This is a genomic window from Paracoccus sp. (in: a-proteobacteria), assembly GCF_035556475.1.
Lineage (GTDB): Bacteria > Pseudomonadota > Alphaproteobacteria > Rhodobacterales > Rhodobacteraceae > Paracoccus.
The window spans coordinates 1-20,277 of sequence record NZ_DATMFA010000032.1 but is presented as its reverse complement, the minus strand read 5'-3'; the positions used below and the strand labels follow the sequence as shown (position 1 = coordinate 20,277).

The 20,277-nt window shown below is 64.4% G+C and carries 20 protein-coding genes; 11 read left to right on the top strand and 9 right to left on the bottom strand.

All coding sequences use genetic code 11. The features are described 5' to 3' along the window. A partial coding sequence (locus VNQ78_RS04330; RefSeq protein ID WP_325686965.1) for an enoyl-CoA hydratase/isomerase family protein occupies nt 1-311 on the bottom strand: 311 nt, incomplete at its 3' end. Between the two features lie 180 nt (nt 312-491). Here VNQ78_RS04330 and VNQ78_RS04325 point away from each other — a divergent pair. After that, nucleotides 492-1,298 carry an SDR family oxidoreductase gene (locus VNQ78_RS04325; protein ID WP_325686963.1) on the top strand — a complete coding sequence of 269 codons (807 nt, stop codon included), beginning with the start codon at nt 492-494 and terminating at the stop codon, nt 1,296-1,298. Nucleotides 1,299-1,366: 68 nt separating this feature from the next. Here the strand turns inward: VNQ78_RS04325 and VNQ78_RS04320 are convergent, their stop codons facing one another. Both VNQ78_RS04320 and VNQ78_RS04315 read right to left on the bottom strand, forming a co-directional pair. Further along, nucleotides 1,367-2,332 carry a tripartite tricarboxylate transporter substrate binding protein gene (locus VNQ78_RS04320; protein WP_325686962.1) on the bottom strand — a complete coding sequence of 322 codons (966 nt, stop codon included), beginning with the start codon at nt 2,330-2,332 and terminating at the stop codon, nt 1,367-1,369. A 159-nt stretch (nt 2,333-2,491) separates the two neighbouring features. After that, nucleotides 2,492-3,433, bottom strand: a complete 942-nt coding sequence (locus tag VNQ78_RS04315; RefSeq protein WP_325686960.1) for an SMP-30/gluconolactonase/LRE family protein — start codon at nt 3,431-3,433, stop codon at nt 2,492-2,494. A 234-nt stretch (nt 3,434-3,667) separates the two neighbouring features. On the opposite strand from VNQ78_RS04315, the gene VNQ78_RS04310 reads away from it, so the two are divergent. The 9 genes from VNQ78_RS04310 to VNQ78_RS04270 are packed head-to-tail and all read left to right on the top strand — an operon-like array spanning nt 3,668 to nt 13,341. Then, nucleotides 3,668-4,438, top strand: a complete 771-nt coding sequence (locus tag VNQ78_RS04310) for an enoyl-CoA hydratase/isomerase family protein (RefSeq protein ID WP_325686958.1) — start codon at nt 3,668-3,670, stop codon at nt 4,436-4,438. 3 nt (nt 4,439-4,441) lie between these two features. Continuing rightward, nucleotides 4,442-6,571 carry an acetate--CoA ligase family protein gene (locus VNQ78_RS04305; protein WP_325686956.1) on the top strand — a complete coding sequence of 710 codons (2,130 nt, stop codon included), beginning with the start codon at nt 4,442-4,444 and terminating at the stop codon, nt 6,569-6,571. 13 nt (nt 6,572-6,584) lie between these two features. Further along, on the top strand, nt 6,585-7,784 hold the full coding sequence (locus tag VNQ78_RS04300) for an acyl-CoA dehydrogenase family protein (protein ID WP_325686954.1): 1,200 nt from the start codon (nt 6,585-6,587) through the stop codon (nt 7,782-7,784). Next, complete coding sequence (locus VNQ78_RS04295; protein ID WP_325686952.1) at nt 7,781-8,734, top strand: acyl-CoA dehydrogenase family protein; 954 nt, start codon at nt 7,781-7,783, stop codon at nt 8,732-8,734. The genes VNQ78_RS04300 and VNQ78_RS04295 overlap by 4 nt, the downstream gene beginning before the upstream one ends. Nucleotides 8,735-8,746: 12 nt before the next feature. Beyond that, a complete protein-coding gene (locus tag VNQ78_RS04290; protein ID WP_325686950.1) occupies nt 8,747-9,502 on the top strand; it encodes an SDR family NAD(P)-dependent oxidoreductase in 756 nt (251 codons plus the stop codon). Continuing rightward, a complete protein-coding gene (locus tag VNQ78_RS04285) occupies nt 9,502-10,656 on the top strand; it encodes an SDR family oxidoreductase (RefSeq protein WP_325686948.1) in 1,155 nt (384 codons plus the stop codon). The genes VNQ78_RS04290 and VNQ78_RS04285 overlap by 1 nt, the downstream gene beginning before the upstream one ends. Then, the gene (locus VNQ78_RS04280) at nt 10,653-11,315 is read left to right on the top strand and encodes a carboxymuconolactone decarboxylase family protein (protein ID WP_325686946.1); all 663 of its coding nucleotides are present in this window, start codon (nt 10,653-10,655) and stop codon (nt 11,313-11,315) included. The genes VNQ78_RS04285 and VNQ78_RS04280 overlap by 4 nt, the downstream gene beginning before the upstream one ends. Before the next feature lie 50 nt (nt 11,316-11,365). Next, nucleotides 11,366-11,824, top strand: a complete 459-nt coding sequence (locus tag VNQ78_RS04275; RefSeq protein ID WP_325686944.1) for a tripartite tricarboxylate transporter TctB family protein — start codon at nt 11,366-11,368, stop codon at nt 11,822-11,824. Between the two features lie 8 nt (nt 11,825-11,832). Further along, nucleotides 11,833-13,341, top strand: coding sequence for a tripartite tricarboxylate transporter permease (locus VNQ78_RS04270; protein WP_325686942.1), 1,509 nt, complete (start codon nt 11,833-11,835; stop codon nt 13,339-13,341). A 68-nt stretch (nt 13,342-13,409) separates the two neighbouring features. On the opposite strand, the gene VNQ78_RS04265 is transcribed toward VNQ78_RS04270, so the two are convergent. From VNQ78_RS04265 to VNQ78_RS04250, 4 genes are all read right to left on the bottom strand, one after another. Continuing rightward, complete coding sequence (locus VNQ78_RS04265; protein WP_325686940.1) at nt 13,410-14,567, bottom strand: acyl-CoA dehydrogenase family protein; 1,158 nt, start codon at nt 14,565-14,567, stop codon at nt 13,410-13,412. A gap of 77 nt (nt 14,568-14,644) precedes the next feature. Further along, on the bottom strand, nt 14,645-15,832 hold the full coding sequence (locus tag VNQ78_RS04260) for a CoA transferase (RefSeq protein WP_325686938.1): 1,188 nt from the start codon (nt 15,830-15,832) through the stop codon (nt 14,645-14,647). Next, nucleotides 15,829-16,629: a flavin reductase family protein gene (locus VNQ78_RS04255; RefSeq protein ID WP_325686936.1), complete on the bottom strand. Its 801-nt coding sequence runs from the start codon at nt 16,627-16,629 to the stop codon at nt 15,829-15,831. The genes VNQ78_RS04260 and VNQ78_RS04255 overlap by 4 nt, the downstream gene beginning before the upstream one ends. 2 nt (nt 16,630-16,631) lie before the next feature. Further along, entirely contained in the window at nt 16,632-17,693 is a 1,062-nt protein-coding gene (locus tag VNQ78_RS04250; protein WP_325686933.1) for an LLM class flavin-dependent oxidoreductase, read from the bottom strand. Here VNQ78_RS04250 and VNQ78_RS04245 point away from each other — a divergent pair. Next, the gene (locus VNQ78_RS04245) at nt 17,649-18,752 is read left to right on the top strand and encodes a LysR family transcriptional regulator (RefSeq protein ID WP_325686931.1); all 1,104 of its coding nucleotides are present in this window, start codon (nt 17,649-17,651) and stop codon (nt 18,750-18,752) included. The two genes, VNQ78_RS04250 and VNQ78_RS04245, sit on opposite strands and share 45 nt — an antisense overlap. A 67-nt stretch (nt 18,753-18,819) precedes the next feature. Here VNQ78_RS04245 and VNQ78_RS04240 read toward each other — a convergent pair whose 3' ends face one another. Next, nucleotides 18,820-19,746 carry an electron transfer flavoprotein subunit alpha/FixB family protein gene (locus VNQ78_RS04240; RefSeq protein ID WP_325686929.1) on the bottom strand — a complete coding sequence of 309 codons (927 nt, stop codon included), beginning with the start codon at nt 19,744-19,746 and terminating at the stop codon, nt 18,820-18,822. After that, nucleotides 19,746-20,277: electron transfer flavoprotein subunit beta/FixA family protein (locus VNQ78_RS04235; RefSeq protein WP_325686927.1), on the bottom strand; the 532-nt coding region annotated here is incomplete at its 5' end. The genes VNQ78_RS04235 and VNQ78_RS04240, both read right to left, overlap by 1 nt.

Sequence of the window (20,277 nt, the reverse complement as noted above, 5' to 3'; positions counted from 1 at the left end):
TCGAGCCCGCCACCGAGAGCCGAGCCGTGAATGGCGGCGCACCAGGGTTTTGCCGCGGTCTCGATCCGCTCGACAAGGTCGGGCAGATGCGGAGGAACCGGCGGCTTTCCGAACTCGGTGACATCTGCGCCGGCGATGAAGGTGCGACCCGCGCAGATCAGAACCACGGCCTTGGTCGAGGGGTCGGCATCCAGCGTCTCGACTGCTTCCCAAAGGCCCTGCCGCAAGGATTGCGACAGCGCGTTGACGGGGGGATTTTCCACGGTAACGACCGCGATCTCGCCCTCGCGCTCGATGCTGATAACCGACATGTGCAGGTCCCCTTCCTTTTGCGCAATGCCCCGGAGAGGCGCGCAATCATTCCGGCGCGCAAGGTGTCATGTGTGCCGCGCCGGGCGCAACCGCTGGAAATCGTGGAAAAGAACTGCAGCAATCGCATGACGGGTCATCGGCAGAGGGGGATATAGGATGCAATGACACGGGCGGCAGGAATGGGGACCGAAATGCAGGACTGGCTTGATCTGAAGGATGCGACCTGCATCGTGACGGGCGCGACCGGAGGGCTTGGCCGCGCGATGACGCTGGGTTTTCTGAAGGCCGGAGCACGGGTCGCAATGATGGACCGCACGGTCGAGATGGATGCGGATTTCGCGGCCGAGCTTGCCGATACCGGCAGGGAGTACCGGCTTTATGCGGTCGATGTGCGGGACGCGAACCAGATCCGCGAGGCTGTCACGGCCACCATCGCGCAACTCGGCACCCCGAGCGTTCTGGTCAACAATGCCGCCTTGTCGGCACCCGCGCCGCTTGCCGAGCTGTCGGCGGACAGGATGCAGGACCAGTTCGCGGTCAATCTGGGCGGCTATCTGCAATGCGCACAGATTTTTCGCGAGTTGCGCGACCCGCATCTTCCCGCTTCGATCGTGAATATCGCCTCGATCGCGGGACGGAACGCGCAGCCGAACTCGGGCGGCTATTCCTCGACCAAGGCGGCGATCCTGATGCTGTCGCAGCAGATGGCGGTCGAATGGGGACCGGAGGGCATTCGCACCAATAGCGTCAGCCCCGGATTGTTCCTGACGCCGCTGACGCAGAAATTCTATGCCGACCCCGATGACCGCCGCCGCCGCGAGGAGGTGGTGCCATTGCGCAGGATTGGCGATGCCGAGGAACTGGCAAATGCGGTGCTGTTCCTCGCTAGCGCGCGATCATCCTATGTCAACGGTGGCGAAATCATCGTCGATGGCGGGTTCTCGCAAACGTTGATGTCCCATATTCCCCGCGCCTATGGCCGGTGATGGGTGGTGCCTGATGTGAAGAAGGGCGCGGATCGCTCCGCGCCCTTTCCCGGTCCGGTGGCCGGAAATCACTTCAACTCGATGCCGCGTTCCTTGATGATCGAGCCCCAGACCTGCTGATCGCTGTCGAGTTGCTTTTGCAACTCCTCCGGCGCGCCCCCGACTGGGAATTGCGCGATATTGGCCAGGAAGTCGGTGGTGCGCTGTTCCTTCAGCACCTCGTCGATCGCGGCGCTGACTTCCTGGACCAGCGCGTCATCCATCTCGACCGGGGCGAAGATTCCGGTCCAGAACGAATTCGTCAGCGCGGGGTGCCCAAGTTCGGCAAAGGTGGGAACGTCGGGCAGCTGTGGAATGCGTTCCGCGCTGGCGACGGCCAGCATCTTCAGATCGCCCGACCGGATCTGCCCGATCACCCCGAAAGGCGAGGATACCGAGAAGTCGATCTGCCCACCGATCATGTCCTTGATCTCGTCCGCCGTGGTCTTGTAGGCAACCTCGGTCATCGGGAAATCCAGCTCGCGGTTCAGCAGGGCGCCGTAAAGCTGGCTGAGGCTGCCCGGTCCGAACGTGCCAAAGCGGTAAGGGTTCGGACCCTTCTGGGCAGTGGCGACGAAATCGTCCAGAGTGTCGTATTCTGCCGAAGCCGGCACGGTCAGCGCCATCGGGCCAAGCGCCACCAGCGAAACGGGCTTGAAGTCCTCGGCCTTGAAGGGCAGCCCCTTGCGGGTCATCAGGTTGACGGAAATCGGACCCGTCCCGCCCACGAACAGGGTGGTCTGCGGGGCGCGGGTGCGGGCGACATATTGCGCCCCGATGATCCCGTTTGCTCCCGGCTTGTTCTCGACCAGATAGGTGCGGCCGGTTTTCCGCGAAAGTCCTTCGGAAATCAGGCGGGCCAGGCCGTCGACCGGACCCCCTGCCGAATATGGCACGACCATGGTGATCGGCTCGGCCGCGATGGCGGTGAACGGAACCGATGCCAGTGAGATCGCGCAGGCGATGCCCGCGATCATGTTGCGCCGTGTGGTCATGCAAACTTCCCCCCGAAATGCATTTCAGTGGTGCACAATGGGTATTTTTCCGGGAGGGTCACAAGGACGGATTCCGCAGAACAGTTCAACCATATTTCGCAGGAATAGGGGTGGGAAACGCCAGAATGACGCGCTGAGCCTGGTAAATGGCGTTTGGTTTCAACGTGCTTCGGCCGCGTCGGGAATGTCGGTGGGGATGAGGATCTCGCCGCAGACGGCTCCTGCGATATTGGCGCGCAATCCCGGCTGCGCGGTCACTCCGGCGCCGTCGATCCGCAGGACATGCCCGTCCAGCGGCCCATCGGCCAGCAACCTGCCGCTATCCGTGATGGTGGTGACGAAGATCGTGTCGCCCTCTGGTCCCCCGATGCAGAGCGAGGCCGGATGCGCGACGGGCAGGTCGATGCGACGAACCAGCCGGCCCGTGGGATCGAAACCCGCAAGCGCCGAAGCGTGGACCAGTGCCGTCCACAGCACCCCGTCGTTGTCAAAGACGCATCCGTCAGGTGCCGAGTTGAGCTTGTCGGTCGTGGCGAAAATCGCGGGCGCGCCGAGCCGGAAATCCCCGTCAATCGCGAAGCGCAGGATCCGGCGCGCGGCGCTGTCTGCAACATAAAGGCGCCCGTCCGGTCCGATCCGGGGGCCGTTCGTGACCCCGATGCCCGTGGCCAGCTTTTCGGTCACGCCATCCGGCCGCAGGCGGTAGAGCCCGCCGAGCGGGGCCTCGCCCGCCTCCCGGAAGATATGCATCGTCCCGAAAAGGAAGCTGCCATCGGGCAGGACCACCCCGTCATTCAGGCGCAGGTTGGGATGATCGACCTCCAGCTCGGCCAGTTTTTCGATTTCCCCTGTTCGCGGGTCGAAAAGGATGATTTCGCGGCGGGCCGCAACGATCAGCCGGCCGTCCGCATTGATCGCGAAAGAGCCGAGCGGGGCAGGGAGTTCGATCCGCCTGCTGACCGCACCGCTTGTCGCGTCCAGCGCGACGATCAGTCCCGCCCGGCCGTCGACCAGCCAGAGAAGGCCCGTCTCGACGTCCCAGATCGGGCATTCTCCAAGGCGCGTCTGGATCTGGCCAAGCGGCGAAACCGTCATTGTCATGGTTTGCTGTCCCTTCCCTGCTTCTTTGGTGCCTGATGCGCGGCACTGCATTCCACCAATAGGTTGTTGCAGCGGCAACGTTATCCATGGCGATTGCGTCGTTTTCCTTGGTAATATCCCATTGATTTACCTGAAATCTGCAAAATCCGCAGAACTGTTCGACATCGGCCACCGGTTCCAAAGCCTCTGAATGGGTCGTAAGCCCGGCTCCAAGCGGGGCATTGGGAGGAGAGCATGTCTGAAAAAAATGTCTGTCTTGACGTCGAGAATTACGTCGCCGTCATCACCTTGCAGCGGCCTCCGGTAAACGCATTGAGCCGCGAGATGCGGCGCGAACTGATCGCGATCATCGACGAGGTGTCGGCGCGCGATGATATTCGCTGCGCCGTGCTGACGAATACCGGACATGTCTTCTGTTCGGGGGCCGATCTCAGGGATCGTCCCGATCCAGAAGTCGCGGGCGACTTCCTCGAACATAACCGGGTGACGCGCGAGACCGCGAACGCGATCCGCGAATGTGCAAAGCCTGTCATCGCCGCCGTGAACGGGACGGCGCTTGGCGCGGGCTTCGGCCTCGCCGCCGCTTGTGACATCATCTATGCCAGCGATAAATCGACCTTCGGCATGCCCGAGATCAATGTCGGCCTTGCCGGCGGGGCCTCGATGCTGAAGACGCTGTTCGGGCGTTCGACCCTGCGGCGGCTGTTCTTTACCGGCCAGCGCATCACGGCGCAGGAACTGGCCGAGCGCCACATCATCGAGGCGGCGCTGCCGGAAGAAGACCTGATGCCGACGGTCATGGCCCTTGCCACCGAAATCGCCGGTAAGTCACCGCTGGCGATGGTCTATGCCAAACGCGCCGCCAATATGGTTGACCTGATGCCTCAGCGCGATGCCTATCGCTTCGAGCAGGAATTCACCATGGCGCTGGCCCTGACCGAGGACGCCCGCGAGGCCCGCATGGCTTTCCTGGAAAAACGCCAACCCGTATTCAAGGGTCGCTGATCCATGCCCAAAGATATTGCCGGAATGCCCGGCCAGGGGCTGGATGCGTTTTTCCGTGCGGATGGCATCGCCATTGTCGGCGCGTCCGAGGATATCACCAAGATCGGCGGTCGCCCGATCCATCTGCTGAAGAAATACGGCTATCGCGGCCCGGTCTATCCGGTCAATCCGCGCGGCGGCGAGATCCAGGGATTGCCGGCCTATGCCTCGGTCCGCGACCTGCCGACCGCACCGGACCTCGCCATACTGGTCGTTCCCGCCCTCGCCTGCATCGACGCGCTGCGTGACTGTGCCGCGCGCGGGGTCAGGGCGGCGATCGTCCTTTCCTCGGGCTTTACCGAGGCCGGGAACGAGGGGCAGGCGCTGCAGGACGAACTGGTGCGGATCGCGCGCGAGGCGGGGATGCGGCTGCTGGGTCCGAACTGCCTTGGGACGTTCAGCGTGACCGGCGGGGTCATCGGCTCGTTCTCGATCGTTCTCGAGGAAAGCATGCCGCGGCCCGGCAATGTCGGCATCGTCTCGCAATCGGGCAATATCGGCAGCTTCACCGTCCAGAACGTGGCCTTGCGCGGGCTGGGGGTCAGCCATTTCATCGCGACCGGGAACGAGGCCGACGTCGATGTCGCCGACGGCATCGCGGCACTTGCCGCCGATACGGCGACCGAAGTGATCCTCTGCTGCATGGAAACCTGCCGCGACGGGACGCGTCTTGTCCAGGCGCTTGATCTTGCCCGCGCGAATGGCAAGCCGGTCATCGTCCTGAAAATCGGCGAGACCGAGAGCGGTCAGGCCGCCGCCGCCTCGCATACAGGCGCTCTGGCCGGGTCGGACGCGGTGGTCGATGCGGTGTTGCGCCGGCATGGCGCATTGCGCGTTCACAGCATCGAGGCACTTCTGGAAACCGGCCATGCCGCCTCGATCCTCGGCAAGGGCCGCCTGCCAGCGGGGGGGCGTGTGACGCTGGTTGCAGCCTCGGGCGGCTTCGGGATCATGATGGCCGATGCCGCGACCAAGGCGGGGCTGGCGCTTCCGGCGCTGAGCGAGGCGACAAAGGCCCGGATCCGCGATGCGGTTCCCACTGCAGGCACCAACAACCCGGTCGATGCCTCGGCGCAGATGTCGAGCCGCCCGGACATCCTCTACAAGATGCTGTCGGCCCTGATCGAAGAGCCGAATACCGATGCGACCATGCTTTTCCTGTCGCTGTCGCTTTACAACAAGCGGTTGCGCGGGGTCTACATGCAGGCATTGGCCGAAATCCGCGCGAGCCATCCCGACCGACTGCTGACCGTGATCGCCGCCGGTCCCGCCGATGCGGTGGCTGAAATCAACGATCTGGGCATTCCCGTCTTTTCGGGCATCGACGCCGCGGCGACGGGGCTTTCGGGTCTGGCAAGACTGAACCGGATGGGGCGCGAGGCATCGCGCGAAGATTGGAGCGGCGCGCGCGCGGCGATTGATCCCGCCGTTTTCCGAAACGAGCATGCCGCGAAACGGGCGTTGGCGGAAACCGGCATTGGCATCCTGCCCGAGGCGATCGTCTCGTCTGCCGACGAGGCTGTCCTGGCCGCCTCTGAGATGGGCTACCCGGTCGTGATGAAGGTCTTGTCCGAGGATATCCCGCACAAGACCGAAGCCGGCGGTGTCGCCCTTAACCTCGCCGATGCCGAGGCGGTCAGGGCGGCCCATGACCGGATCCTGCGCTCGGCCCGCAGCTACGCTCCCGAGGCCCGTATCGACGGCGTTCTTGTCACCCCGATGGCGGGCGAGGGCACCGAGCTGATCATGGGCGTATCGCGCGATCCGGTCTTTGGCCCCGTGGTGATGGTCGGAATGGGCGGGATCTTCGCCGAGGTTCTGGGCGATGTCGCCCTTGCGCCCGCCCCCGTCAGCGAGGCCGAGGCCGCGGGCATGATCCGCTCGCTCAGGATGTTCCCGATCATGGACGGGGCGCGGGGCAGGGAGCGCGCCGACGTCGCCGCCGCTGCGCGCACGCTGGCGCTCTTGTCGGAATTCGCCTGCCGTCACGCCGACGAGCTGGCCGAGATCGACCTCAACCCCGTGCTGGTCCGGGCCGAGGGCAAGGGTGTGGTGGCGCTTGATGCGCTGATGATCCCCTGTCCGAAAGGGTAAGACGATGACAATGATGTCCGATTTTTCAAAGCCGTTTCAGCCAATGAACAATGCCGATTACCGTTTGCACGCCCGAGGCTGGCTTGGCGCGAACCTGCCTGCGCATATGCGCATGGACAGCACCGACTGGCGCGCGCCGACCCTCGAGGAATCGCGGCTCTGGGAAGCGGCCATGTATCGTGCGGGTCTGGCCGGGATGACCTGGCCCACCGAATATGGCGGGCACGGCCTGACGCTCCGCGAGCATCTGGTGGTGAACAAGGAGATCGGGGCGATCTCGATGCCCGAAAGCGTGGGATCGATCGGCAAGGAGCTTGCCGGTCCCATCATCATGGCCGCGGGAACCGAGCAGCAGAAGCGCGCTTTCCTGCCCCGGATCCTGTCGATGGACGAACTCTGGTGTCAGGGCTTTTCCGAACCCGACGCGGGCTCGGACCTCGCGCGGCTGCGGACGCGGGCCGTTCCCTGCGAGGGGGGCTGGCGGATCAACGGGCAGAAGATCTGGACCTCGGGCGCTTCCAAGGCCGATTACTGCCTGCTGCTGACCCGGACCGGAACCATCGAGGACCGCCACAAGGGCATGCTGATGTTCGCGGTTCCGATGTCGACCCCCGGTATCCGCGTGGTCCCGATCAAGTCGATCGACGGCAAAGTGTCCTTTGCCGAGGTGTTCTTCGACGATGTGGTCGTCCCTGACGACGCGCGCCTTGGCGCCCCGGACGAAGGCTGGGACGCGGCAATCCGCGTGCTTTCGATCGAACGCGCCACGAACCGGATGTACCGCCCCTGGCGGTTCGAGACCGAGCTGCGCCAGCTGGTCCGGGGCCTCAAATCCGATCCCGAACTGGCCTTGCTGCTTCAGGATCCTTCCGTTCAGGACCGCATCGGCCAGATCGCGGGACAGATCGACGCGCTGAAGGGTTTCGTCGAAGGCACGGTCGAGCAGTTGATGAACGGTGCGTCCATCGGCGCGCGCGGGTCGCTGTCGAAGCTTTACTGGTCGGAATGCCATCAGGCTTTCGCCGGTCTGGCGCTTGATCTGGTCGGCAAGGTCACGCCCCAATCCAGCGCGCTGGCGCAGCGGACCCGTGATCATTTCACGACCGCCTATCTCTTTGCGCGGGCCGAGACGATCTATGCCGGCACGACCGAGGTTCAGCTGGACATCATCGCGCAACGCATCCTCAGGCTGCCGAAGGATCTGCAGAAATGAGCAACGAAGATCACGACCTCGTCCCGGCGGAACTTGCCGAGGCTGCCATTCCCGCCATCCTCGAAGCCGAGGGGAAGCCCGCCCGCGCTGCCGCTGCCATTCTGGCGGAGGCGGGTCTGACAGGCGTTTGCGCAAGCGAGGATGACGGCGGCATGGCGCTTGGCCTGCCATTCGCGCTGGCCATCGCCGAGGAGGCGGGGGCAAAGCAGCTGCGGTTCCCGCTGCTGGATCAGATCCTGCTGGCGCAGGCCTTTGCCGGGCAGGACATTGCCAGCCGGATCGCTGCGGGCGAGGCGATCGGCTTGATCGGCTGGGAGGGCGCGAATGGCGTCCTGCTGCGGCTGATGACCGATATCGAATGCGATGTCGTTCTGGTCCCCACCGAAAACGGGGCCGACCTGATCGCGCGGAGTGAACTTGCCGCCATCCCCGCGCCGGTGCTTGACCCCGATCAACCACAGGTCTGGCTGGACATTTCCGGGGCCGAGAGGATCGGATCGCTCGATGCCGGGCAGATGGCCGCGCTTCGCTGCGCGGGCGAGGCGCTTTACGGAAGCTTCGCGACGGGCGCGGCGGTCAATGCCCTTGCCGCCTGCTGCGAATATCTGGCCGCGCGGGTTCAGTTCGGCCGTCCGCTTTCGTCCAAGCAGGCCGTCCGCCATCACCTGTCCCGCATGAAGCTGCTGATCGAGATGAGCCGCGCCGCGCTTGCCCGTTCGTTGCGAGCGGACGAACTTGGCCAGGGTCGCGACGGCCGCCCGGCTTTCGCGGGGGCGATGACCAATGCGATCTGGTCGCTGGAAAAGGCGATCCACTTGCATGGCGGCATGGGGTTCACCTCGGAGGTGCCGCTGCATCGCTCGCTACGGGACATCCGCAAGATCGACATGGCGTTGGGCGGCGGGCGCACAGGCCGTCAGGTCGCCCACGATTTCATCGAAGCTGCTTGAATGCGAGAGAATATGTCCAAGGATTTTGAAGGTCGCGTCGCCCTGATCACCGGCGCGGGGAACGGCATCGGACGTCAGACCGCGCTGGAAATGGCGCGCCGGGGCGCGATCGTCGGCGTGAACGACCTCAAGGAAGAATTTGTCGAGGGCACGCTCGCGGCGATCCGGGCCGAGGGCGGGCAAGCTTTCGGCGTGGTTCGGAACCTGTCGACGCGTGAGGACATCTATGCCGCGGTCGATGTTGCCAAGGAAAAGGGCGGACGGCTCGACGTCCTCGTCAATAATGCCGCGTGGGTGCGCTATCAGGCGATACCGGACATTCGCCTCGATACGATGGACCGGATGCTCGACATCGGCTTCAAGGGCGTGATCTGGGGGATTCAGGCCGCCTCTGCCGCGATGGACGAGAAGGGTGGCGCGATTGTCAACGTGGCGTCTTCGGCGGCGATGCGATCGACCATGAACTCGGTGGTCTATTCCGGGATCAAGTCCGGCATCCTCGGGATCACTCGTGCGGCAGCGGCGGAGCTTGGCGGGCGCGGGATCCGGGTGAACGCGGTCTGCCCCTCGGCCGTGCCGACCGAGGGCACCGAGCGCAATCGCGACGAAAAGCGCGACGCCGCCCGCATCGCCCGCACCCCGCTGGGGCGTCTGGGAACCGTCGAGGACATCGCCCGCGTGATCTGCTTCTTTGCCGGCGAGGATTCGCGGTTCGTCACCTCGCAGGCGCTTCTGGTCGATGGCGGCACCACATTGACGAATATCTGATGCGCAAGGTCGTCATCACCGGCGCCGCCTCTGGCATCGGGCGCGAAACCGCCCGGCTGTTTGCCGAGGCCGGATGGTCCTGCGTGCTGCTGGACCTGAACGCCGACGGTCTGGCCGAAGTGAGGGCCGAGCTCGGCGGCACGTCGCATCAATCCGTCGCGATGGACCTGACCGACCCACGCGCATATGCCGCACTCGATGCCGTCACGGGTCCGGTTTCGGCGCTGATCTGCAATGCCGGCGCCTCTGGCACGCCGGGGCAGGGGATCGTTGATCTTTCGGAAGAAAAGCTCGACGCAGCCCTTGCCCTGAACCAGCACGCACCGTTCCGGCTGCTGGCCGCGTTGGGTGACAGGCTGGAGAAGGGCGCGCGTGTCGTTGCCGTGTCCTCTGGCGCCGGGCTGCGCGCGATACCACTGCGCGGGGGTTACAGCCCCAGCAAGGCGGGGCTGATCGCCGGGATGCTGGCGCTGGCCGAAAGCCGCAAGGATCTGGTCGTCAACATCTTGTGTCCGGGGTTCATCCGCACGGCACTGGTCGACAGGCTGATCGCGGGCGGGCAATTGGACCCGGCCCGCGCGGTCGCCAAGATCCCGCTGGGCCGCATGGGAACCCCGCGCGAGATGGCCGAGGCGCTTTCTTTCCTTGCCCAGCCGGACGCGCCCGCATTGCGCGGCAGCGTCCTCAGCGTCGATGGGGGCTCCTCGGTTTTCGGGGGAAGCGCCGCATATGCCGCCGGCGCGGCGACGGCCGGTCAGATCGCCACCGGAGCCGGATTTGACCTGCGTTTCGCGCCCGACTTGGCCGAAAAGCTGCCCCGGCAGGAACCCCGGCAAGCGGTCGTCGACGGTCGCGCGCTTGGCGCCACGACGCGGGCAGAGGCGATCCGCGCGGCTGCCGTGGATTTCGCAGGGACCGCGGGCGCAGTCAGCCTGACCTTGCTGCTGCCGGCAGACGATGACCCAAGCCCCGAGGCGCGTGCTCAGGCCGCAACCGCGCGCATGATGGTCAGAACGCTGGCCTGCGAACTCGGCCCATCAGGGCAACGTGTCAATGCGATCGAAGGCTATCCTGATCCGGCGCTGGTCGAATGGGTGGGACGCGCGGGCTTCCTGACCGGTCAGGTTCTAAGCGCGGCGAGGCAGGCCCGATGACCCCGCAGCAAAGCGCGATCCGCGACCATTTCATTGCCCGTCGCGGCTATTGGCGGCCCTGGGTCGAGGCGCTGCTTGAAGCCCGTCCCGATTTCGTGCGCGCCTATGCCGATTATGCGGGCGAGGCAGTCGCGCAGGGTCCGTTGACCGCGCGCATGGTCGAACTGATCTATGTCGCGCTTGATGCGTCAGCGACCCACCTTTATCCGGCGGGTCTTGGGACGCATGTGCAGCTTGCGCGCAAGGCCGGGGCCTCGGAGGACGACCTTCTGGACGTCTTCGCGCTTCTCTCGGCGCAGGGGTTGGAAAGCGTGCTGGCCGCTGCGGCGATCCTTGCCGAAGAGGCGGGGCTTCCCGGCTCGGGCGACGCTTTGGCCGACCTGTCGCCGGACTATGCCAGAACCGTAAGCGATTTCGAAAACGCGCTGGCCGCACCGGGCGGCTTGCAGCCTGTGGAGCGCGAGATCGTTCGGACTGCCCTTCACGCCTGTTTCACCGGCTTCGATGCCGGCGGACTTCGGCGCGCGATCCGGCGGGCATTTGACCTAGGAGCCACGAGAGAGGAGTTACTGCAGGCGATTCAGCTGGGAGCGCATCTGTCGGTTCACGGAACCGCGCTGGGTGCCTCGTTGATCGCGGGCGCAGAGCCCAAAATCTAGAATTAAGCGGGTCTGCCAGGGGGATGGCTGCCCGAGATTGGGAGGATGATATGATTGATCATACCCGCCAGCGGCTGCCCGATGTCATCGGTGCGGCCTTGGCAATATTGCTTGGCGTCTTTGCCTATGTGCAGGGCGCCGATTACGAGATGGGGACCCTGCGCGAGATGGGGGCGGGATACTTTCCGCGCATCCTGTCTGTCGGCCTCATCCTCATGGGGCTGCTCTATGGCTTCGTGGCTCTGCGTGCGGAACCCGTCCTGTTCGGCGAGGATCGACCGGCAATCCTGTCGATCCTGATCATCTGTGCGTCACTGATCGTGTTCGCGCTGCTGATCGAGCGGAACGGGCTGATCCCGGCGATCTTCTTCTCGACCCTGCTGTCGACGCTGGCGTCCGAGAAGCGCAACCTGCGCGTTTCGCTGCTGCTGTCGATCGCAACCGCGCTGGTCTGTGCGGCGATCTTCATCTGGGGCCTTAGCCTGCCCTTCAAATATTTCGCGTTCTGAGTGATATCATGCTTGAGAATATCCTTCTGGGTTTCGCGGTCGCTTTCTCGCTGAAAGGGCTTTTCTATTGCGGCGTGGGCGTGCTTCTGGGCACCGTCGTCGGCGTTCTGCCCGGGCTGGGAAGCATGGCGACCCTCGCGATGCTGATGCCGATTACCTATCACATCGACTCGAATTTCGCGGTCATCATGCTTGCGGGGATCTATTATGGCGCTGCCTATGGCGGCTCGACGGCGTCGATCCTGCTCAACCTGCCGGGAACGGTGACCAGCGTGGTCACGACGCTCGACGGCTATCCGATGGCCAGGAACGGCAAGGCAGGTCTGGCGCTTTTCATCACCGCCATCGCGTCCTTCGTGGGCAGCATGGTCGGTGCGGTGCTTCTGGCCGGGCTGACCGTTCCGCTGGCCAGCATGGCCATGCGCTTTGGCCCGCAGGAATATACCGCGTTGATGATCTTTGGCCTGATCGCGGCCTCGATGCTGTCGACCGGGCAGCCGCTTAAATCGCTCATCATGGTTTTCGCTGGTATGCTGCTCGGGCTCGTCGGCATCGACATGAGCAGCGGCGTGTCGCGTTATACCTTCGACCTGCCAGAACTTTTCGACGGGCTGTCGCTGGTTGCGATCGCGCTTGGCCTCTTTGGCCTGCCCGAGATCATCACGACCGCACGCGGCGGCCCCGAAGGCAAGGTGATGGACGAAAAGATCAGCCTTCGCTCAATGTTGCCGACCAAGGCCGAATGGAAGGAAAGCGCGGGTCCGATCATGCGGGGCACGGGCATCGGTTCATTCTTTGGCGCCTTGCCGGGCACCGGCGGCATGATCGCGACCTTCATTTCCTATGCGGTGGAAAGACGCCTCAGCAAGACGCCCGAGAAATTCGGCCACGGTGCGCTGGCCGGCGTCGCATCCCCCGAGGCGGCCAACAACGCCGCTGTCCAGACCGCGTTCATCCCCACGATGAGCCTGGGCATTCCGGGTGATGCCGTCATGGCGATGATGCTGGGCGTTCTGATGGTCCATGGCGTCATTCCCGGTCCGCAGGTGATCACCGAGCATCCCGACCTGTTCTGGGGTCTGGTCGCGTCCTTTGTCGTCGGCAACGTTCTGCTGGTCCTGCTGAACATTCCGCTGGTCGGCCTTTGGGTGCGGCTGCTGAAGGTTCCCTATCACCTGCTTTACCCGGTGATGATCGCCTTTGTCTGCGTCGGCATTTATTCGGTGCGCAGCTCGGTTCTGGATCTCTACATCCTTCTGGGGGCCGGACTTGTCGGCATCGTCCTGAAGCTTCTGCGGTTTGAATCCTCGACCCTGCTTCTTGGCTTCGTCCTTGGGCCGATGATCGAGGAGAACTTCCGCCGCGCGATGACGGTGACGAACGGGGATTTCTCCTCCTTCCTCAGCCGCCCGATCGCAGCGATCTTCGTTTTCGCGAGCCTCGCGATCGTCGGCTTCTTTGTCATTCGCTATGTGATGCGGCGTCTGATGCCGGGCCAGATCCAGCAGGCCAACTGATCGAAAAGAAAAACGGCGCGGCCCATAAGGGACCGCGCCGTTCACATTTCCGGCCCGCGGCGGGGCAGTCAGCTCAGGCTGGCGCGGCGCATCATCGACTTGGCGATCACGGTTTGCTGGATCTGGGTCGTGCCTTCATAGATGCGGAACAGGCGCACGTCGCGATAGAAGCGCTCGACCGCGTATTCCTGCATATAGCCCGCGCCGCCGTGGATCTGCACCGCGCGATCGGCGACCCGGCCCACCATTTCGGAAGCGAACATCTTGGTGCAGGCCGACTCTTCGGAAACATTCTGTCCCGCGTCCTTGCGGCGGCCGGTTTCCTCGATCATGCAGCGGGCGGCATAGGCCTCGGCGCGGCTGTCGGCCAGCATCGCCTGCACCAGTTGCTTTTCGGCAATGGGCGCCCCGAACTGGTTACGCTCCATCGCATAGCGCAGTGCGTCATCGATCAGCCGCTCGGCCGCGCCGACGCAGATGGCCGAGATATGCAGCCGCCCCCGGTCAAGCACCTTCATCGCGGTCTTGAAGCCGCAGCCCTCGACGCCGCCGATGATGGCATCCGCGGGCACCCGGCAATCCTCTAGGATCACATCGGCCGTATGCGCGCCCTTCTGACCCATCTTCTTGTCGCGGGGTCCGACCGTCAGTCCGGGCGTGCCAGCCTCGACCAGGAAGGCCGAGACGCCGGCCGCGGATTTGCTGGCGGGATCGGTGCGCGCGAAAACCGTGAAAAGACCAGCGCGCGGGGCATTGGTGATGAAGCGCTTGGTGCCGTTCAGGACATAGTGGTCGCCCTCGCGCCGGGCCGAGGTCTTGACCGAGCCGGCATCGGAACCCGCGCCGGGTTCAGTAAGGGCGAAAGAGGCGATCAGCTCGCCCGACGCCAGCCGGGGCAGATATTTCGCCTTCTGTTCAGGCAGACCGTCCATGACCAGCCCTTGCGAGCCGATGCCGTTATTGGTCCCGATCAGCGAGCGGAAGGCCGGCGAGGTATAGCCCAGTTCGAAGGCGATCTGGATTTCCTCGGACATGGTGAGGCCAATGCCGCCGAACTCTTCGGGGATGCTCATGCCGAACAGGCCCATCTCGCGCATCTCGGCCACGACGTCTTCGGGGATCTCGTCGGTTTCGGCGACGGTCTCCTCCAAGGGGATCAGCCGTTCGCGCACGTAGCGGCGCACCGTGTCGCGCAACTGATCCAGTGTTTCCTGATCCAAGGCCATCGCCTTCCCCCATTCCTGATATAGCAAGGGCCCTGACGCGGTGACCGCCGGTCAGGACGCCAGATTTTTCAAACCGCCTAGTCCTTGCGGATGAATGCGGCCGCGAGCCGGCTATCCGTAAGGCCGTATTCCTCGGCAATCGCGTCCGTGTCGCCCGCGAAGGACGGGGGCGATTTGCGATAGGTCGCGGGCGTGCGCTCCAGCTTGATCGGGCTGGCGGTGCCGCGATAGCCGTCCGGCAGGTCGACGATCATCCCGCGCGCATGGGTATGCGGGTCATCGACCACCTGGTCGATGGTGCGGACCGGGGCGCAAGGCACGCCGGACGTGACCAGCTTTTCCGAGACCTCCTGAACCGGCCATGCAGACAGTTGGGCCTCCAGCGCCTCGCGCAGCTCGGGGCGGTGTTCCTTTCGCAGCGCGTTCGTCGCATAGCGCGGATCGGCCTTTGCCTCGGGAATGCCGAGCGCGTCGCAGAGCTTGGCGAACTGGCCGTTATTTCCCACCGCGAGGAACAGATCACCGTCCTTGCAGGCATAGGTGTCATAGGGCGTGATGTTCGGATGCGCGTTTCCGGCAAGCTTGGGCAGGCCCCCGCCCAGATAGTAGTTCGGCAGATGCGGATGCAGCAGCGAGACGCCGCAGTCGTAAAGCGCCGCCTCGACAAACTGGCCGGTGCCGGATCTTGCCCGCTCTTGCAGGGCCAGCAGAACGCCGACCGCCGCGTTGAGGCCAGTGACCATGTCGACCACCGGGATACCCATTCGCGTGGGCTTGCCATCCGCCGCGCCGTTCACGCTCATCAGCCCGACCTGGGCCTGAATTGCGGCGTCATAGCCGGGACGGCCACCATAGGGCCCATCCTCTCCGAAGCCCGAGACGCGGCAATGGACGAGCGAGGGGAACTTCTCACGCAGGGCATCGCGGCCCATTCCCCATTTCTCAAGGGTGCCGGTCTTGAAGTTCTCGATAAAGACATCGGCGCGCTCCAGCAGCGCCAGCAGAACCGCCCGGCCATCTTCGGTCGAGAAATCCAGCGCGATGCCGTGCTTGTTGCGGTTCAGCCCGATGAAATAGCTCGCGGCATCGCCGTGGAAGGGCGGACCCCAATGCCGGGTCTCGTCGCCTTGGGGAGGCTCGATCTTGATGACCCGCGCGCCATGATCGGCAAGGATCTGGCCACAATAGGGCCCGCCCAGAACGCGGCTTGCGTCGATGACCGTGAGGCCGTCCAGTGCCCCGGCAACCGCTGCGTTTCCGGTCATGCCGCGCTCTCCATCTTGAGGCAGCGGATCTCGGCCCCGAAATTGACGAGGGGGTTGGCGCCGGTCCTGCTGCTGGCGCTGCGGATCGTTCCGACGAACAGCCGGTGCGAACCAAGCCGCCAGTTATGGACGATGTCGCATTCCATGGAGGCGACGGCATCCTGAAGGACCGGAATCGCGGCATGTCCTTCGGACCAGAGACCCTCACCGAAACGCGCCTTGCCCTGCGGTTGGGACAGCACCGTCTGAACCACCGCGCCATGTTCGTGACCAAGGATGCTGGCTGCGAATTTCTGGGCGCCAAGCAGGCGTCCCGCCATCGGGGAGGCTTCGTTGACAAAGAAGCCGACCATCGGCGGTTCCGCCGAGATCGAGGTCAGGCTGGACACGATCAGCGCCGCGGGGCCCTCGTCATCGGCCGTCGTGATTGCGGCGATCCCGGCCGGAAGCGCACGCATCGCCGCCTTGAAATCGTCGCCCGAAACCAGCTGGCGGTCGTCGAGCCAGGTCAGATGCGCGCGCACCATGCCCTCGGCGTTGATCCAGCCGGCCTTGGCGGCATAGGCAAGCATTCCGTCCAACCCGGCTTCCCATTGCTGGTCGCCCGCATGGCCCGAAAGAAAGCGCAGGATCTGGGGATAGAGCCAGACATGCCCCTCGCCCTCGCGCCGCCCGATCCGCGCGATCGCTGCTTCCAGACGGCCGTTGATCTGGGGATCGACCATGATGTCGAGCCGGCGGAAATCCGTCGGCTCAAGCATCGTGATCGCCCCGGAAACCCCCAGGTAGAGGCGCATGATCAGGCCGCTTGCTTCTGGGCCAGTTCCTTGCGGACCGCCGGGATGATCCGGTCGCCCCACAACTCGATCTGGCGCAGCATGGTTTTCTGGTCGAAGTCGCCCAGCTGGGTTTGCAGTGCGATATGCTTGGGCTTGAGGATCGAGATTTCCTCGAGCAGCTTGTCGATGACCTGGTTGACCGAGCCGACCGGCAGGTTCGCCTTCAGCTGTTCCATGGTCGGATCGGTTTCCGAGGGAACTTCCTTGACCATGTAGCCGTCATCAGACTGCGCACGGCGATATTTCAGGCTTTCCGAAATGCGGCGCTGGAAGCGGGCGCAGTCGAGATAGGCGTCGATCTCGGACTGGTTGTCCGAGGCAAAACCGCAGCGGAGGAAGCCGAAATGGACATCCTTGTCCAGATTCTTGCCCTCGCCCTCGGCAACCTTTTCAAGCCGCTCGCGCAGGTTGCGGATGGCGTCGTTGCCGTTCAGCAGAGAGGTGACGAACAGGTTGTGCCCCTCGCGCACGCCGCGACCCAGCGTGACCGGGTTGCCCGAGGTGATCCAGATAGGCGGAACCGGCTGCTGCACGCAGCGCACCGCGATGGAGCTGGGCAGAATGTCCAGGAACTTGCCGTGATATTCGAAAACCTTGTTCTCGAACGCCATCGGGATGACATCGAGGAACTCGCTGTAGATCTCGGCCGATTCCTCGATCTTGACGCCGAAGCGCTCGAATTCGAACTGCTGGTAGCCCGAGCCGATGCCCAGTTCCAGCCGGCCGTCCGACAGCGTGTCGACCAGCCCGACTTCGGCCAGGAAGCGCGCGGGATGATAGAGCGGCAGGATGCAAACCGCGCTGCCCAGACGAATGCGCGAGGTCTTTGCCGCGCAATGCGCCACCATCATCAGCGGCGAGGGCGACAGGCTGTAATTGTTGAAGTGGTGTTCGGCATACCAGGCATTATTGAAGCCGGCCTGCTCGGCCATCACGGTCTGCTCGACCGAGTTCATGATCACGTCGCGGGACGACTGATGATAGCCACGCTGCTGTGCCAGAATGAAAACACCGAAATCCATCTTAGCCGTCCCTCCACGACGATAAACTATTCACTTCTTGGCTACACTCCTTCAGTAAGGCACCGGAATACGCAGAATATGCGGAAGTATGCGTCAGATTTCGGGGGAATGATGGACAGGTTGCGGGCGATGGAGATGTTTCTGTCAGTGGCCAAGACAGGCAGTTTTACCGAGACGGCGCGGCTTTCGGCGACATCCGCCACCTCGGTCTCCCGCATCATCAGCGACCTCGAGGATTATCTGGGCGTTCAGCTTTTGCTTCGTTCGACGCGGCAGGTTGCCCTGACCGAAGCCGGCGACAGCTATGTCAGCCAGATCGAGCCGATCCTGTGGAGCATCGAGGAAGTCAGGAACGGGATCAGCGCCATCAGCACAAAACCCCAGGGCGTGCTGCGCATCCATTCGCGGACCATGTTCGGCTTGGGCGTCCTGACCCCGATGATGCCGCAATTCGCCGCCCTCTACCCCGATATCCGGGTGGAGTTGGCTCTGGGCGAAGAGAAGGTCGATCTGCGCCGTCAGGGCATAGACATCGACTTTCGCATCTCGCCTCCGGCCGAGGCGGGGCTGAAGCGGCGCAAGCTTTTTGAATCGCAACGGCTTTTGGTGGCGTCCGCAGCTTACCTCGCCAAGCGTCCACCGGTGCGCAGCCCGTCCGATCTGCTTGACCACGACCTGCTGGTCTATCTCCGGCCAGGGGACGCCTATTACTGGCGTTTCAAGGGAAATGACGGAGATCTGGATCTGGAGATCGCCCCTCGGCATGTGTCGAACAACGGGATGGTCCTGCTGGATCTTGCGCTTTCGGGGCTGGGGATAGCACTGCTTGACGACTATACGGTCGCCCATTGGCTGACGAAGGGCGACCTCGTTCAATTGTTGCCGGAGCAGAGTGTCACGAATGCGACTTTCGAGGAGGGGATCTACGCGACCTTCCTCGACACTCCGCTTGTTCCGGCGAAAATACGGACGATGCTCGACTTCGTCATCGAGCGCACTTCGGGCCGCCAGCGCCGGTTTGATGTGTGGCGCCAGCCCCTTACCGTCAGCCGTCCGTGAGGGTGCGGGGGGCTCTGCCCCCGATCCCTTTGGGATCTCCCCCGGAGTATTTGTTGAACAGAGAAGCTCAGAGTTTGGCGCTGAGTTCGGGGACGAGGGTGAAGAGGTCTCCGACGAGGCCGTAATCGGCGATCTGGAAGATCGGGGCTTCCTCGTCCTTGTTGATGGCGACGATGACTTTGCTGTCCTTCATCCCCGCAAGGTGCTGGATGGCGCCGGAGATGCCGACGGCGACGTAAAGCTCGGGTGCCACCACCTTGCCGGTCTGACCGACCTGCCAGTCGTTCGGGGCATAGCCAGAATCCACCGCCGCGCGCGAGGCGCCGACCGCGGCGCCGAGCTTGTCGGCGAGCGTCTCGATGATCGCGAAGTTCTCTTTCGAGGCGAGGCCGCGCCCGCCCGAGACCACGCGTTTGGCCGAGGTCAGTTCCGGGCGGTCGCTTTCCGCGACCTCGTCCGAGAGCCAGGCGGAGAGCGCCGGATCGGCCGCCGGGGCGGCATCGGTGAGCGCGGCCGCGCCGCCTTCGCCCGCGGCCTCGAAGCTGGCGGTGCGGATGGTGAAGACCTTTTTCGCGTCCTTCGACCTGACCGTCTGGATGGCGTTGCCGGCATAGATCGGACGCTCGAACGTGTCGGCGTCGATGATGGCCGAGACATCCGACAGCACCATCACGTCGAGGAGCGCCGCGACGCGCGGCATGACGTTCTTGGCATCGGTAGTCGCAGGCGCGGCGATGTGGCTGTAGTCGCCAGCGAGGCTGACGATCAGCGCCGCGGTCGGCTCGGCCAGGCGGTGGCCATAGAGCGGGGCCTCGGCCACCAGCACCTTGGCGACGCCGGCGATCTTCGCGGCTTCCGCGGCCGCCGCCTTGGCGGAGGCGCCGGCGCAGAGCACCGTGACCTCGCCCAGGGCCTTGACCGCGCCCACCGCCTTGGCGGTCGCGTCGCGGTTCAGCTCGCCATTGGTGACTTCACCCAGGAGAAGAACGGCCATCAGAGCACCCCCGCTTCTTTCAATTTCGTGACCAGCTCGTCGACCGAGCCGACCTTGATCCCGGCCTTGCGGCCCTCGGGTTCGCGGGTCGAGACCACCTCGAGCCGCGGCGAGACGTCGACGCCGTAATCGCCGGCGGTCTTTTCATCCAGGGGCTTCTTCTTGGCCTTCATGATGTTCGGCAGGCTCGCATAGCGCGGCTCATTCAGGCGCAGGTCGGCGGTGACGACCGCAGGCAGCGCCACCTCGATGGTCTGGAGGCCGCCATCGACCTCGCGCGTGACTTTCGCCTTGCCGCCCTCGATTTCGAGTTTCGAGGCGAAGGTCGCCTGGCCCCAGCCCAGAAGCGCCGCCAGCATCTGGCCGGTTGCGTTCATGTCATTGTCGATCGCCTGCTTGCCGGCGATGACCAGCTCGGTGCCTTCCGCCTTGGCGACTGCCGCGAGGATCTTCGCCACCGCCAGCGGCTCGATATCGGTCGCGACGTCATCGGCGGCCACCACCAGGATCGCCCGGTCGGCACCCATGGCG

Excerpts from the sequence above, each read along its gene's own strand:
- VNQ78_RS04285 (WP_325686948.1), top strand. The coding sequence starts at position 9,502 with ATGCGCAAGGTCGTCATCACCGGCGCCGCCTCTGGCATCGGGCGCGAA.
- VNQ78_RS04280 (WP_325686946.1), top strand. The coding sequence starts at position 10,653 with ATGACCCCGCAGCAAAGCGCGATCCGCGACCATTTCATTGCCCGTCGC.
- VNQ78_RS04250 (WP_325686933.1), bottom strand. The coding sequence starts at position 17,693 with ATGGATTTCGGTGTTTTCATTCTGGCACAGCAGCGTGGCTATCATCAG.
- VNQ78_RS04245 (WP_325686931.1), top strand. The coding sequence starts at position 17,649 with ATGATAGCCACGCTGCTGTGCCAGAATGAAAACACCGAAATCCATCTT.
- VNQ78_RS04240 (WP_325686929.1), bottom strand. The coding sequence starts at position 19,746 with ATGGCCGTTCTTCTCCTGGGTGAAGTCACCAATGGCGAGCTGAACCGC.
- VNQ78_RS04305 (WP_325686956.1), top strand. The coding sequence starts at position 4,442 with ATGCCCAAAGATATTGCCGGAATGCCCGGCCAGGGGCTGGATGCGTTT.
- VNQ78_RS04290 (WP_325686950.1), top strand. The coding sequence starts at position 8,747 with ATGTCCAAGGATTTTGAAGGTCGCGTCGCCCTGATCACCGGCGCGGGG.
- VNQ78_RS04320 (WP_325686962.1), bottom strand. The coding sequence starts at position 2,332 with ATGACCACACGGCGCAACATGATCGCGGGCATCGCCTGCGCGATCTCA.
- VNQ78_RS04315 (WP_325686960.1), bottom strand. The coding sequence starts at position 3,433 with ATGACAATGACGGTTTCGCCGCTTGGCCAGATCCAGACGCGCCTTGGA.
- VNQ78_RS04295 (WP_325686952.1), top strand. The coding sequence starts at position 7,781 with ATGAGCAACGAAGATCACGACCTCGTCCCGGCGGAACTTGCCGAGGCT.
- VNQ78_RS04260 (WP_325686938.1), bottom strand. The coding sequence starts at position 15,832 with ATGACCGGAAACGCAGCGGTTGCCGGGGCACTGGACGGCCTCACGGTC.
- VNQ78_RS04270 (WP_325686942.1), top strand. The coding sequence starts at position 11,833 with ATGCTTGAGAATATCCTTCTGGGTTTCGCGGTCGCTTTCTCGCTGAAA.
- VNQ78_RS04325 (WP_325686963.1), top strand. The coding sequence starts at position 492 with ATGGGGACCGAAATGCAGGACTGGCTTGATCTGAAGGATGCGACCTGC.
- VNQ78_RS04255 (WP_325686936.1), bottom strand. The coding sequence starts at position 16,629 with ATGCGCCTCTACCTGGGGGTTTCCGGGGCGATCACGATGCTTGAGCCG.
- VNQ78_RS04265 (WP_325686940.1), bottom strand. The coding sequence starts at position 14,567 with ATGGCCTTGGATCAGGAAACACTGGATCAGTTGCGCGACACGGTGCGC.
- VNQ78_RS04275 (WP_325686944.1), top strand. The coding sequence starts at position 11,366 with ATGATTGATCATACCCGCCAGCGGCTGCCCGATGTCATCGGTGCGGCC.
- VNQ78_RS04300 (WP_325686954.1), top strand. The coding sequence starts at position 6,585 with ATGTCCGATTTTTCAAAGCCGTTTCAGCCAATGAACAATGCCGATTAC.
- VNQ78_RS04310 (WP_325686958.1), top strand. The coding sequence starts at position 3,668 with ATGTCTGAAAAAAATGTCTGTCTTGACGTCGAGAATTACGTCGCCGTC.